Here is a 13,304-nt window from a genome sequence, read left to right as displayed (position 1 = left end):
CATCGTGCCGGGCGGTTTTGCGCTTTGTCGGCGCACTCCTCTTGCCGTTTGCCTGCCGATGGGCTCAATAGGCGCAGACGCCGGCTCTGCCTTACGTGCCGCGTCATCAAAATTTTCAGGATGACGGTAACAAACACGTGGCCCCGTGCGTAGAGGTGAGTAGCGGATGAAATATTCGGCCCGTGAAGAGGAATGGGCGGCATGGATGCGCGCGGCAATTGCCGGCGACACACTGTGCTATGACCGTTTCCTGAAGGCCGTGACACCCTATCTCCGGTCGATTGCGCGCAGGCGCTGCGACCAGTTCGGTGCTCCGCCGAGCGAGGTGGAAGACGTGGTGCAGGAAGTACTGCTGGCAGTGCATCTGAAGCGCGGGACCTGGGATATCTCGCGGCCTATCGGCCCGTGGCTGTCCACCATCGTGCGCAACAAGCTGATCGACAGCCTGCGCCGCCGTGGCCGCTATGTTTCGGTGCCGATCGAGGATGTGATGGAAACGCTGGAAGCAGACCATCAGGATGACGGCGCCGACCGCATCGACGTCGAACGCATGCTGGACGGTCTGCGCGATCCGCAGCGCGAAATCGTCCGCTCGATCTCGCTCGGTGGCGCCGGTATCCGCGAAACGGCGGAGCGGCTACAGATGACGGAAGGCGCCGTGCGAGTGGCGCTGCACAGGGCGCTCAAAGGATTGGCCGCCCTCTATCGGAGCAACACACGTGAAAACGGATGACCTGATCAACATGCTGGCAAGAGATGCTCGCGTCCGCCTCCGCTTCGGCCGCGTCTTCCTGATCGCGCTGGTCATCGGTGTGGTGATATCAGCCGCGCTGCTGCTCTCGACCATCGGCATCCGCAAAAACATGGCCGAGATGATCGAGACGCCGCGCGTCCTCTTCAAGCTCGGCATCACGCTGCTGCTCGCCGCCACCGCCACCCGCCTCGCCTTCCGGATTGGCAAGCCCGGCGTCTCGCTGCGCTCTGCGGCCTTGACGCTCACCTTGCCGCTGGCGGTTCTGATTGCCGGCATCGTGACCGAACTGCTCGTCGTGCCGCAGGCAGACTGGGCAAGCCGCACGGAGGGGCAGTTCTCCGCCTTCTGCCTGTTCTTCGTGCCGACCCTTTCCATTGCCCCGCTCGCCGCCATCCTCTATTCGATCCGCGAGGGCGCTCCGGAAAATCCGGGCACGGCGGGTGCGGTGGCAGGTCTTGCCGCCGGCGGCATAGCGGCAGCCATCTATGCCTGGCACTGCCCAGACGATAGCCCGCTGTTTCTGGCGACTTGGTATTCGATCGGCATCCTGGTCGCGACGACAGCCGGATTCTTGCTCGGCCGGAAAGTCCTTCGCTGGTAGCAGCGGCGCCAGAAAAATCAGCCGGCGCCGGAAACTTTCGGCCTCGATCTCAGTCCGGCACGCGGACCGCACGGCGCACTTTCCTTTGATAAACCGTGCACCACACGATGCGTCGTGCGATCCAGCCTGTCATTTCCCAATTTGGCCCGCTTCGGCGGGCCTCTTTCGTGCCAGGTGGCGACACGCTCTAACGCGTGCGTTTGCCCGTCAACACCTGCCAGGCGAGCCGCAGCGTATCGAGACGGGAGCGAATGCGCTCCTGTTGCGGGATGGCCAGCCGGTTGCGAAAATCGGCAAGCGCCTGGGCTTCGAGCCTGCTTCCCAGCTTTTCCGGCAGATGCGGCACGGGCGCGCCCGTCAGCCGGTCGATAACGGTCCAGTCGTCGTCGTTCCGGCGCTCGATGTCGTAACGGTTCATGGTGGTAGGGTATCTCTAAATTAGAGGATGCGGACGACAAGAAAAGCGGCTTTCTGATGCACTTGCAATCGGCAAAATGTGAGCAAACGTCAGAAAAATACGTTCATGGTCAAAATTGCGTTGCCGAACCCGGTGTCAGGCACTCAGTTTCCTCGCTCTGAACCTGTCGAAGCGCTTGCGAACCTTTGCCGGCCTGGCCTTCAATTCGGCCTTGGCATATTCCAAATCCAGGAGAGGGAGGGGCCGGGCGTTGATCTCGCTGATCTTGGCCCCCAGCGCGGCGAGACCCATCACGATCTCGTCGAACATCCTTGCTTCCCCCTGCCTGGCTTCCTCTTGCCTGGCTTCCATATGGCCCTCCTCCACTGTGGTTCCCTCTCGGTCACTACGGTAGCATTCGGTGAAATCTGAAACCAATGCCACATTGGAGCTAGCCCGAATGAACCTCATTTGCCGTCTTTTCGCCATCGTCGCGACATGCATTGATAGCAATACGGATTTATGATGCCGCAAGCGCCGGAAACAGCCACGGGAGGATACCATGGGTGAGATGACACCATCGGAAATGCTGAAAGATCCGATGATCCGCCAGATGCTACGCGCCGACAGGATCAGCCTGGCATCCTTTGCGGCCCTGCTCGACGCCGCCGCCCGTCAGCACACCCATCCCGCAAGCGACAAAACCTTTCCGATGTCGAAGAGGTCGGAGAGCTGGAACGTCGACGCGGCGGCCTATATCTGATCAACCATTTTCCCGATGCCCGTCCGACTCCGGGCACCCCTGAGGCCCGCTCCCAAGTGAGCGGGTCCTTTTTGTTTGCGGAGGCGCAGGCCTTCGAATGACCGAATACCTGATAATGAAGGCGGCAGGCCCTCATGCATGCCTGCCGCCTCCACCTCCGAGCGTCCGCCGCCCAGCGCTCAAGGAGGGAGGGCCACAATAGCTCCGCATTGTGGCCTTTAGGACAGTTTGTCCGGAAGATATTGCCGGTGTCATCGGGCCGCCACATCACCCATCTGGGGCAGCCCGACAGCTTCGGGCATATGTCGTTGAATGCGTTGGAGGAGATCCATCCGCCCCTGTGGATAAGCTGTGGAAACATTGTGGATCGCAGGCCGGATGCAGGCGCAGGAGCGTGTCGGATGTTGCCATTCCGTTCCAAATGCGGTGTTCTAGCGCTGCCTGCGTCGGCCTCCGCCGCAACTGACGCCGACGCGGCCATAGGGCGCTCCGACTTGAGGTCGTGGAGCGCCCTTTCTTTCTAGCGTGGCAGACATGTCACGCGCTCAAGATTCGAGCAAAGCGCAATTCCGAATTTCATAATTCGCGCGTATAGTGTGTTCAAGGTTTCAATCTCCGTGCCTTGAGGGGTCGAGGACAATGAACTGGAACACGTCATCGGTATTCGCACCGGTCGGGCTGGTCTTGCGCGGTCGGGAGACGCACACGGTCGTGCGCACGCTCGGCGATGCCGCATACCTGCTGATCCGGGACTGGCCTTTCGACGACGGGGAGGAATACATGATCGCCGTCAAAGCCTGCATCGATGCCATCTGTGGAGAAGTTGCTCCGGAGCAATTCCGGGAGGCGTTTTTACGCGCCGCCGACGAGGCGGGTATCGCCGCGCTGACCATCGTTCATTGATGGGCGTCCGTTGATAGGCGGCCATTGAGGCAAATGGCGTAGATCGCATTGATTTTCTCGTCAAAACCGTCTTTCTGCTCGCGGGATAACACGCGCAGAAAGACTTCTGAGGCAATGAAGGCAGCAGCAATAACAGGCGTCATCGCCGGAATGGTCTTCAGCGGGGCTTCCCTCGCGCAATCAGCCACCAACATCTCTCCGCTGCCGCCGGACTATGTCGTCACCATGCAATCCCTCGACAAGAATGGCGTGTCGATCGATCCTACAATCACGTTTATCCACCACGACGGCATGTTTCTGAGCGAGACCCGCTGGGACGGGCTGACAAGCTTCGGCTACGGACCGGATAGAAAATATCCGGTGCTGCGCTGGAGCCGGCAGACGGATGGCGAGATCACGCAGATTGAACTCATCGGTTCAGGTCAGAAGCTGGACGCGACTGTCGCAGACTTCTTCCGACCACTGGCGGAACGGTCAACCGTTGCGGGGCAGGATTGCCTGTGGCGCGAGACTGTGAAAAAGGCGCCGCCGTTGGGCTCGATCGAGCCGGGCGAACTGAACTGCATCACCGATGATGGCATCGTCATCGAAACGAAGCTTCTGGCCGGTGGTGTCCCGATCTACCATACTCGCCTCGCCAGTCTCGAACGCCGCGCCGTCACATCGTCGGAGCTACGCCCGCCACAGGAGATCCTGAGCCAGGACTTCTGGCTGCGACCGATCCACAGCCATGAACCCGACCCTTCCCGGCCCGATTTCGAGATGACGCTCGAGAGCCCGGCTGGAATTAACGTCCGTTTGCTGCGGCATTTTCCCTGGCGCTATGAGGAAAGCCGCGGCAGAGACGGCACCATCCACACGATCGTCCAGAATGAGATCGACGATCAAGGCATCTGGTATCGGCAAAGCGGAGATCGGCACATGACCGCCTGGCGCTCGTCGGAACGTGACTCTCCCTCCGTGCAAGCCGGCCAGGCAACCGGAAAGGTTTCTCTCGGGAAAACGGACACGATCCTCGGCGAAACATGCGAATGGTTTGATCTGGTGCCGCATGAGATGCACGGCGAAAACCAGGCGTGCCTCACACAGGATGGGATATCGGTGAAAGAAGAGGTCAGGATAAAGGTTTCGACCACCTCTTATACGGCGACATCGTTTCGCCGCCGCCCGGTCGACCTCTCGGAAATGCGCCTGCCCCCGGCGCTCTTCGCGCCGGCTGAATGGGGGCTTCCGGCGCTGCAGTGACGACGGTCAGCGGAGCCCGGCTTTCTACCTCCCAAAATCAGCAGGACGGGCCCCGATCCCGGGCGCAATCTGCGAAGGCGCCCCGCACAGGCAAAATATCCGTCGACCAGCTCCACGCTACGCTGCACTCGACCGCGTCCCATTCGCCAATGCGCGCTCGAAATCGTCAGGCACGGCGGTGGCCATCCGCTCCACTTCCAGCCATTGGTCCGCAATACGTGATTTAACGCGTCCTCCACGTCGACTAAAAAGGTGAGCACGCCATCGCGGCTCGGCCGGATCATATCGGCAGCGTCACCATCCTTAAGCATGCCCATAGGATGAGCACCACAGCCGGTGTCGCCGACCAGGGTGTGCCTTGATGCAGGATTCCAGATCAAAGTCTTCCATGCGCCCCCGCAAAAAATCGCCTTGCATCTCCGGCAGACGACATAAAACACAGGAAATAAGCATACCACGTGTCGCAATCAGCCCGGCACGTTCGTCTTAAGGCAGCACCACCCTTTCTTTCAGATATGGATACAGGAACACCATGATCAGCGAACCCTTGCTTTCAGAGATCGAAGGACAGGCCGAACTGCCGGTCGAAGACCATAGCGCCCGCAACAGGCTGGTGATCGGCCTGCTGCTCGTCTCCGCCTTCGTGGTCATCCTCAACGAAACCATTATGGGTGTGGCGATCCCGCACCTGATGGCCGATCTGAATATTCCGGCGAGTTCCGCCCAGTGGCTGACCTCGGCCTTCATGCTGACCATGGCCACCGTCATCCCCGTGACAGGCTATCTCCTGCAGCGGCTGAACACGCGGCCGGTCTTCATCCTCGCCATGTCGCTCTTTTCCGCCGGCACGCTGGTTTCGGCACTCGCCCCCGGCTTTCCCATGCTGGTCGTCGGCCGTATCGTCCAGGCTTCGGGTACGGCGGTCATGATGCCGCTCCTGATGACGACGATCATGAACCTCGTGCCGCCGCATTCGCGCGGCAAGACGATGGGTAATATCTCGATCGTCATTTCGGTGGCGCCCGCCATCGGCCCGACGATTTCGGGCCTCATTCTCTCCTCGCTCGACTGGCGCTGGCTCTTCCTGCTGGTGCTGCCGATCGCGCTCGCCGCCCTGGCGTTGGGTGCGGCGAAAATCGAAAACGTCACCGTGCCGTCGAAGGCGCCGCTCGATATTGTCTCGGTCGTGCTCTCGGCGATCGGCTTCGGCAGTTTCGTTTTCGGCATCAGCGAACTCGGTGCGCCCGAGGCAGGTGCGACGCCGCTCGATCCCCGCGCCATGCTTGTTGCCGGTGCCGCCGTCATTGCCATCTTCGTCTGGCGGCAGCTTCATCTTCAGAAGCACGAGCGAGCGCTTCTCGACCTGCGCACTCTGCAGACCAAGACTTTCACAATAGCCGCAGGCATGATGGCGATCCTGATGATGTCGATGTTCGGCGTCTTCATCCTGCTGCCGATCTATCTTCTGTCCGTGCTCGGCCAGACGACGCTGACGACCGGCCTGCTCCTGCTGCCTGGTGGCCTGATCATGGGCCTCTGCGCCCCCTTCGTCGGCAGGCTGTTCGACCGTTACGGCCCTGCCCGCCTCGTCATTCCCGGCGCCGTCCTGTTCAGCGGCGTGATGTGGAGCCTGACCTTCATCTCCACGACCACCCCGGTCTGGGTGGTGCTTGCCATCCATATCGTCCTCAGCATCGGCCTTGCGCTGATGTTCACGCCGCTCTTCACCGTCAGCCTCGGCTCGCTGCCGCCGAAACTCTATTCCCACGGCAGCGCCATCATCGGCACCACCCAACAGGTCGCCGGTGCCGCCGGCACCACGCTCTATGTCGCCATCATGACCTGGCGCGCCGGCATCCTGACTCTAAGTGAAGCAGATGCCGCAACGGCAACCGTCGGCGGCATGCAGTCCGCCTTCTTCGTCGGCGCGCTGATTTCGCTGGCGGCCGTTGTGGCATCCCTTTACGTGAGACGCTCGCCCAACCAGCCCGAGGGCCAGCCGATGGGAGGGCATTGACGGCTTCCGGCGAGCCTAGCGCGCGTAATAGCCAGGCTGGTCGAGATCGTCGAGGAGGCCCCGGCAGGTCGGTTGCCAGCCGAGCAGCCAGCGCGTATGGGCGCTGGAGGCTGCCATGTCCGTTGCCGCCATGGTGGCGAACCAACCGAAATGTTCGCGGGGGCGAGACTCCACCGGAAGGCCGAGCTGACGCCCGATCACCTCGGCGATCTCTCGGAACGACACCGCCTCGTCAGCGACAGCATGATAGGCCGCTTCGGTCACGCCGCTTTCGAGCGCCAGGCGGTAAAGGCGAGCCGCATCCAGCCGATGCACGCCCGACCAGCAGTTCATTCCATCGCCAGGATAGGCCGACACGCCGGTCTCGCGGGCAATGCGCGCGAGAATTGGAACGAAGCCGTAATCACCGATGCCGTGCACGCTCGGGGCAAGCCGCATCGTCGCCGCGCGGATCCCCTGCCCGGCAAGTGCACGGGCGGCGGCCTCCGATTTGCGAGGCGATGCGGGGTTCGGCAGGTCCGCTTCCGTGGCACCCCGCGGAAAGCCCAGCAGGCCTGATGTGACGATGAGTGGGCGATCCGACCCGGCAAGCGCATTCCCGAGCGCATGGATCGCGCGCTCGTCCTGCACCGCATTGTCGAGAAATTTCGAGAAGTCATGGTTGAAGGCGGTATGGATCACCGCATCGGCCTTGGACGCGCTCTCGGCGAGAAGGCCGAGATCATCGAGCGATCCCTGAACGAGTTTTGCGCCGATGACCGCAATGGCCTTTGCTTTTTCAATCGAGCGTACGAGCCCGCTGACCTTGTGACCGGCGCGGATCAGTTCCTCGACGATGGCGGTGCCGACCCAGCCGGTCGCACCCGTTACGAATATGTGCATTGCTGCGATCTCCATGACAGGGTGCGCATCGGCATCCTGGTTGAGGTTAATTGGTTGTGCGAGAGGTAGTCGAAGTCAGGCCACGCGCATCGACAGCTCGATATCGTTGGCAAAGGGGGTGGACATGTAGCCGCTCATAGGCGAACGGACATGGTCGAGATATTGGGGGGAGTTATCGGCATCGTCGGCAATGACGAGCGCACCGGGCCGAAGCCTGCCTTCGACCAGCGCCAGAACCTCGGGATAAAGCGACTTCGCCCCGTCGAGCAGAAGCAGGTCGATACTATCAGGAAGGTCGGCGCTCAACGTCTGGAGCGCATCGCCTTCGCGGATTTCGACGAGATCGGCAAGGCCGGCATCGACGAGATTCTGGCGAGCACGCGCAACTTTCGAAACCTCGAATTCGCTGCTGATCAGCCGCCCGCCGCCATTGTCCCGAAGGGCCGCGGCAAGGTAGAGCGTCGAAATGCCGAAGGACGTGCCGAACTCGACGATAGTCCTGGCATTGGCGCTGCGCGCCAGCATGTAGAGCAGCTCTCCTGTCTTGCGTGAAACGGGCAGCCACAGATCCTTCAGGCGTCCGTAAAAATCGAGATATTCGGTCTTGCTGTGCATGAGCCGCTCCCGCTCGCCGCGAGAAAGTGCAGCCATGGCCGGGCTGGTCGCCTTGTCGGCCTCGGCAAACAGCTGATCGAGAAGCGGCGCGAGCGGTGCGCTTGCGAGAGTGTTCATCAGAAAAATCCTTCATTTCGAATGGCTTGCTTTCGAAATGAAAATACGAATAATTCGTCGCATTCGCTAATCGCATTTGCGGAACGCCGGTATGGCCGATCGTCCAACCCACGGGATTTCTTCGAGAAAATCGCCGAGACAAGCGCGCTCTAACGAGCTCGTAAACGCCATTCTGCAGGCCGCTGTTCAGGTTTTGGCGCTGGAAGGCGCGCAGCGTTTCACCACGGCCCGTGTGGCTGAAAGAGCCGGCGTCAGCGTCGGCTCGCTCTACCAATATTTCCCCAACAAGGCGGCCATCCTGTTCCGGCTGCAGAGCGACGAATGGCGGCAAACCTCGAATCTGCTGGGCGAAGTGCTTGGCGACGAGGCGCGTCCGCCGCTCGACCGGCTGCGTGCCCTCGTCCATGCCTTCATTCGCTCCGAATGCGAGGAAGCCGCCGTCCGCGTCGCGCTGAACGATGCCGCACCCCTTTATCGCGACGCCCCGGAAGCGCAGGAGGCACGCGGCGCCGCCGATGCCATTATCGACCAGTTCATGCGGGAAGCGCTGCCCGATACCACAGAAGCAATCCGGACCATGGCAGCAGGCCTGATCATGACGACGATGAGCACCGTCGGAAAGGAGTTTTCCGAGGCAGCGCATGATCAGAATGAGATTTCAGCCTTCGCGGACGCGATGGCGGACATGTTCTGCGCCTACCTCCGCAGCCTGAACTCACTGTCCAATAGCTAGTCTCTCACAAATTTTCTTGAAGTTTGTCGGTCTGCCGTCACCCACTTCGTCCTCAGGCCGAGATCCGGCCCTGATGGCGCGGATCACCAAAGGAGAGACATCCATGAGAAAGATTATCGCCTCCACATTCGTCAGTCTCGACGGCGTCATGCAAGCACCCGGCGGCCCTCACGAGGACCCTGTCAACGAATTCGAGTTCGGTGGCTGGGTATTCCCCTACGCGGATGACACGATGGGGTCAGTGATCGGCGAACTCTTCGCAAAGCCCTTTGCGCTGCTGCTCGGCCGCAAGACCTACGACATCTTCGCCGCTCACTGGCCCTATCAGGACGATGACATCGCCAGGGCCTTCAATCCTGCCACGAAATATGTCGCGACGCACCGTCCTGAAAGCCTTACCTGGCAGAATTCACAATCGCTGGGATCCGACATCGTCGCGTCACTCCGCAAGATCAAACAGGAGAACGGGCCTGACCTGCTCATCCAGGGATCGGGCAATCTCATCCAGACCCTGCTTGCCAACGACCTGATCGATGAAATGACCGTGCTGACTTTCCCGCTGATCCTCGGCAAGGGCAAACGGCTGTTCGAGGGCGGCGCGACACCTTGCGCCCTCACGCTCACGAGATCGGTGGTATCGAGCACCGGCATCATCATCGCGACCTATGAGCGCAACGGCCCAGTCCGGACGGGCTCGTTCGCGTCCGATCAACCTTCCGAAGCAGAACTCGAACGCCGCCGGAACTGGAAGTAGCGGTTTCTCACGGTCACTGCGGCGGGATCGGATTTGCCGATCCCGCCGTCGTCACAATGATGTGCTGCAAATATCGATGTTGTCGGAAAAGTGATTTCCTTCCAACGGCTTCTGTCCTCTATGGGCTAGCCAGAAATACGCAATGCCCATCTTCTGCCCGAATGTTGGGGTTCTACTCGGACCTCACCCATACGGACTAGTGCGGCGCGCCGCGACAGCATATTTTACCAGGTTTCGAGGACATCAGAATGCCGCTGAAAACATCTTCCCGCTGGATTGTACCGCTCGCCGGTCTGCTGGCGCTCTCGGGAAGTGCAATTGCCGTGCGCGCCGAGCCGCTGCCGGCGCCGCCCGTCACGCAGGCAAGCCCGAAGCCCAGCTATACGGTTCCGCCCCGCCGCCCCGCCCATATCGTCCGGCAGGATACGGGCGCGTCGCTGTCGGCGCTCTTTGATTCAGCCAGCGGCAATCAGGCCAAGGTGCTGAACGAAATGGGCGGCCTGACGGTTTCGATGAACAACGACATCGCCGATGCGGTCGAGGCCTACTACGCCCAGCCGAAGGCAAAGCTCATCTGGGTCGATGGCAAGGGACAGACCCCCAAGGCCGCACAGGCGCTAAGCCTTCTGAAACAGGCTGACGACTGGGGATTAAACGCCGGCGACTATGCCGTTGCCCCTCCTCAGAGATCGGACGCGCAGGCGCTGGCCGAGTTCGAAGTCTCCCTCTCAGCCAAGATGCTGATGTTCCTTCAGGATAATTTTCGCGGCCGCATCGATCCGAACAAGCTGTCCAACTATTATGATTTCAAGCGCAAGCCGGTCGATCTGAAGAGCACGATCGCCCAACTCTCGGCCACGCCGGACCTGATGGTGGTCTTCGATCGTCTTCTGCCAAGCAATCCGAAATTCGCCCAGCTCGCCGCCGAGCTGCATTACCTGCGCACCTCAGGCCAGGGCGGCGACACCGCCGCCAACATCAACAAGGTGATCGTGGCGATGGAGGAGATGCGCTGGCTGCCGCAGGAATTCCCGGAGCGCTACGTCTTCATCAACCAGCCGGCCTACATGGCCTACTATTATGAAAATGGGACGCTGACGCTGTCGATGAAGGCCGTTATCGGCCAGCAGGATCATCAGACGAATTTCTTCGATGCCTCGATCAAGACGGTGGAATTCAATCCCGACTGGGGCGTGCCGCAATCGATCATCCGCAACGAAATGCTGCCGCACCTGAAGCGCGATCCCGCCTATCTGGACAAGGAAGGCTACGTGGTTTCGGTCAAGGGCAAGACGATGCCTTCGGCCAAGGTCGACTGGTCGCAGCCGCTCGAAAATATTGGCGTCGTCCAGCCGCCGGGTGCTGACAATGCGCTCGGCCAGTTGAAGATCCTCTTCCCGAATTCGCACGACATCTACATGCATGACACCCCGGCTCGCGGAAAATTCGCCTCGCAGGACCGCATGTTCAGCCATGGATGCGTGCGCCTGGAAAATCCGAAGGCCATGGCCGCCGCCGTCCTCAAGACCTCGGTCGAGTTCGTCGACCAGCAGATCGCTGCCGGCGGCAAGCAGGACATGCCGGTTCCGGAAGAGGTTCCCGTCTACGTTTCTTATTTCACCGCCTGGCCGACGGACGACGGCGTCATCCACTATTTCGACGATATCTATGGCCGCGACGCTCAAACCTTGTCGGCGATTTCGGCCACGACCGCGAGCCGCGCGCAGTCCTAGATAGAGGAATACTCGAGGCCTGAGCCACCCAGCAGCCTGCTGACGGGCGACGAAGCCACACCACCCTCACCTGTGCAGCGCCCGTCAACTGTGGCATAACTAGCCAATGGCAATACATGTCTTGGCAGTCCATCGTGATACTGTCGGGACGGAACAGGCGGCAGGCGGTTCGCTTGCAGGCGCCTATTCCGTGGGCCTGCTCTGCTGGCTCCTGTCAGCCGGCGTCTATATCGCAGCCAAATGGGTCTCCACGGAGATGCCGCCCTGGGCGCTCTGCTTCTGGCGCGTGCTCATCGCCTTCGCGATCCTGCTGCCGATCGTGCGTCACCATTTTTCCGAGATGCTCGCGCTGGTCAGTGTGCGCGGTCTGGAATTGCTCTTCATCGGCGGCATGGGGCTGGCCATCTGCCAGGGCCTGATCTTCGTCGGTCTTCAACATGCCGATGCCACCACCGCCGGCATCATCATCGCGCTCATCCCGATCATCACCATGATCCTTGCCCGCCTGATGCTGTCAGAGCCGATGGGACGCTGGCAGGTGGCCGGCTCGATCCTCGCCTTCCTCGGCATCGTCGTCATCATCGTCAAAGGCAGCCCGGCCGCACTTCTGCGCCTCGACTTCAATCCCGGCGAACTCTGGATCGTCGCCGGCGCCTTCTGCTTCAGCCTGTACACGGTGCTGCTGCGCCGCGCGAAGTTCGATCTGAACCGCCTCGCCCTGCTCGTCCTGCTGCTCGGCGCCGCCGCGCTGACGGCGCTCCCCTTCTACCTCTACGAACTCGCCGTCGACGAACGCACGACGCTGAATACGAGCGGCCTCATCGCGCTCGCCTATGTGGCAATCCCCGGCGGCGGGCTCATGTATTATCTCTTCAACCGCAGCATCGAGGCGCTGGGGGCCGCCCGCGCCGGCGTGCTCCTCTACATCCAGACGATCTTCATCGCCGTGCTCGCCTATTTCATCCTCGGCGAAAAGCTGCAGACCTATCACCTCGAAGGTGCGGTCCTCATCATCGCCGGGTTGCTGTTGATCATTCTGCTGAAACCGGAGGAGAAGACCGCGGGAGCCTGAAGGCACACGGCGAGGATCAAGGCGCTCACACCTTCGCTCCTGCCCCATAACGCAGCCCATCCACCAGCAGCGCAATCATCCGCCGCGTCGCCGCCGGATCGTCTCCCTGCCCGAGATTGGAAAGCTGCGCGCCGGCCCGGATGAGTTCGCTTGCCTCCACATCGCCACGCACAGCTCCCGCGGCAACCGCTTTATCCAGCAGACCCTGCAGGGCCGGGATCATGTGCTGGTCGAAATAAACAGGTAAGGCCTCATAGGCCGGATCGCCGGAATGGAGCGCCGCGGCAAGGCCACGCTTGGCCATGATGAAATCGGCAAAGCGCTGCATCCAGCGCGACAGCGCCTCGCCCGGTTCATGCTTCGCCGCGAGTGTGATGGCCGCATCGGCGCAGGCATCCACCTCGTTGCGCATGACCGCCTTGATGAGATCGGAGCGCTGTGGAAAATGGCGATAGACCGTGCCGACGCCCACGCCCGCCTTTTCCGCGATCTCGCGCACCGGCGCATCCACACCCGAATTCGCAAACACGTCCAGTGCGGCTTTCAACAACAGGTCAAGGTTGCGCCGCGCATCCGCCCGCACCGGTCTGTCATGGCCGCTATCAGCCTCACGCGCCTCGCCCGGGCTGTCCATCCCGTCAGTCATCAACACCCCTTGCAAAACGGAACGTTGTTCCGTATAAACGGAACTGTGTTCCGGATGCACCCTTATACCCTG

15 protein-coding genes are annotated in these 13,304 nt (G+C 61.3%); 10 read left to right on the top strand and 5 right to left on the bottom strand.

All coding sequences use genetic code 11. From position 1 onward, the window contains the following. Positions 1 to 166 precede the first annotated feature (166 nt). Together JNB85_RS20250 and JNB85_RS20245 are read left to right on the top strand one after the other, a co-directional pair. Positions 167 to 733 (top strand): sigma-70 family RNA polymerase sigma factor, encoded by a 567-nt coding sequence (locus tag JNB85_RS20250; protein WP_220336095.1) that lies wholly within the window; start codon positions 167 to 169, stop codon positions 731 to 733. Further along, positions 720 to 1,355 (top strand): NrsF family protein, encoded by a 636-nt coding sequence (locus JNB85_RS20245; protein ID WP_220336094.1) that lies wholly within the window; start codon positions 720 to 722, stop codon positions 1,353 to 1,355. Before JNB85_RS20250 ends, JNB85_RS20245 begins: the two co-directional genes overlap by 14 nt. 187 nt (positions 1,356 to 1,542) lie before the next feature. On the opposite strand, the gene JNB85_RS20240 is transcribed toward JNB85_RS20245, so the two are convergent. Further along, a complete protein-coding gene (locus JNB85_RS20240; RefSeq protein ID WP_183740212.1) occupies positions 1,543 to 1,773 on the bottom strand; it encodes a hypothetical protein in 231 nt (76 codons plus the stop codon). A 135-nt stretch (positions 1,774 to 1,908) separates the two neighbouring features. Beyond that, on the bottom strand, positions 1,909 to 2,082 hold the full coding sequence (locus tag JNB85_RS20235) for a hypothetical protein (protein ID WP_223216562.1): 174 nt from the start codon (positions 2,080 to 2,082) through the stop codon (positions 1,909 to 1,911). Positions 2,083 to 2,314: 232 nt separating this feature from the next. Between JNB85_RS20235 and JNB85_RS20230 the strand changes: the two genes are divergently transcribed. From JNB85_RS20230 to JNB85_RS20215, 4 genes are all read left to right on the top strand, one after another. Continuing rightward, positions 2,315 to 2,515 (top strand): hypothetical protein, encoded by a 201-nt coding sequence (locus JNB85_RS20230; RefSeq protein ID WP_220336093.1) that lies wholly within the window; start codon positions 2,315 to 2,317, stop codon positions 2,513 to 2,515. Between the two features lie 639 nt (positions 2,516 to 3,154). Beyond that, the gene (locus JNB85_RS20225) at positions 3,155 to 3,418 is read left to right on the top strand and encodes a DUF982 domain-containing protein (protein ID WP_183740220.1); all 264 of its coding nucleotides are present in this window, start codon (positions 3,155 to 3,157) and stop codon (positions 3,416 to 3,418) included. 114 nt (positions 3,419 to 3,532) lie between these two features. Next, positions 3,533 to 4,663: a hypothetical protein gene (locus JNB85_RS20220; RefSeq protein WP_220336092.1), complete on the top strand. Its 1,131-nt coding sequence runs from the start codon at positions 3,533 to 3,535 to the stop codon at positions 4,661 to 4,663. Between the two features lie 532 nt (positions 4,664 to 5,195). Further along, positions 5,196 to 6,680, top strand: a complete 1,485-nt coding sequence (locus JNB85_RS20215; RefSeq protein ID WP_220336091.1) for a DHA2 family efflux MFS transporter permease subunit — start codon at positions 5,196 to 5,198, stop codon at positions 6,678 to 6,680. Between the two features lie 15 nt (positions 6,681 to 6,695). On the opposite strand, the gene JNB85_RS20210 is transcribed toward JNB85_RS20215, so the two are convergent. Both JNB85_RS20210 and JNB85_RS20205 read right to left on the bottom strand, forming a co-directional pair. Further along, positions 6,696 to 7,562 (bottom strand): SDR family oxidoreductase, encoded by an 867-nt coding sequence (locus JNB85_RS20210; protein ID WP_220336090.1) that lies wholly within the window; start codon positions 7,560 to 7,562, stop codon positions 6,696 to 6,698. Between the two features lie 75 nt (positions 7,563 to 7,637). Beyond that, entirely contained in the window at positions 7,638 to 8,294 is a 657-nt protein-coding gene (locus JNB85_RS20205) for an O-methyltransferase (RefSeq protein WP_220336089.1), read from the bottom strand. Between the two features lie 91 nt (positions 8,295 to 8,385). On the opposite strand from JNB85_RS20205, the gene JNB85_RS20200 reads away from it, so the two are divergent. The 4 genes from JNB85_RS20200 (at position 8,386) to JNB85_RS20185 (ending at position 12,586) form a co-directional block, all read left to right on the top strand. Beyond that, on the top strand, positions 8,386 to 9,027 hold the full coding sequence (locus JNB85_RS20200) for a TetR/AcrR family transcriptional regulator (RefSeq protein ID WP_220336088.1): 642 nt from the start codon (positions 8,386 to 8,388) through the stop codon (positions 9,025 to 9,027). 103 nt (positions 9,028 to 9,130) lie between these two features. After that, positions 9,131 to 9,781, top strand: coding sequence for a dihydrofolate reductase family protein (locus tag JNB85_RS20195; RefSeq protein WP_220336087.1), 651 nt, complete (start codon positions 9,131 to 9,133; stop codon positions 9,779 to 9,781). Between the two features lie 248 nt (positions 9,782 to 10,029). Beyond that, complete coding sequence (locus JNB85_RS20190) at positions 10,030 to 11,514, top strand: L,D-transpeptidase family protein (RefSeq protein WP_220336086.1); 1,485 nt, start codon at positions 10,030 to 10,032, stop codon at positions 11,512 to 11,514. A gap of 106 nt (positions 11,515 to 11,620) precedes the next feature. Next, positions 11,621 to 12,586, top strand: a complete 966-nt coding sequence (locus JNB85_RS20185; RefSeq protein ID WP_220336085.1) for a DMT family transporter — start codon at positions 11,621 to 11,623, stop codon at positions 12,584 to 12,586. A gap of 25 nt (positions 12,587 to 12,611) precedes the next feature. On the opposite strand, the gene JNB85_RS20180 is transcribed toward JNB85_RS20185, so the two are convergent. Then, positions 12,612 to 13,232 carry a TetR/AcrR family transcriptional regulator gene (locus JNB85_RS20180; protein WP_220336318.1) on the bottom strand — a complete coding sequence of 207 codons (621 nt, stop codon included), beginning with the start codon at positions 13,230 to 13,232 and terminating at the stop codon, positions 12,612 to 12,614. Between the last annotated feature and the right edge of the window lie 72 nt (positions 13,233 to 13,304).

Origin of the sequence: Rhizobium mesosinicum, assembly GCF_019511345.1 — a bacterium.
Lineage (GTDB): Bacteria > Pseudomonadota > Alphaproteobacteria > Rhizobiales > Rhizobiaceae > Rhizobium > Rhizobium mesosinicum.
Note: the sequence above shows the minus strand (reverse complement) of the source record. Positions and strands in the feature narration are given on the sequence as shown.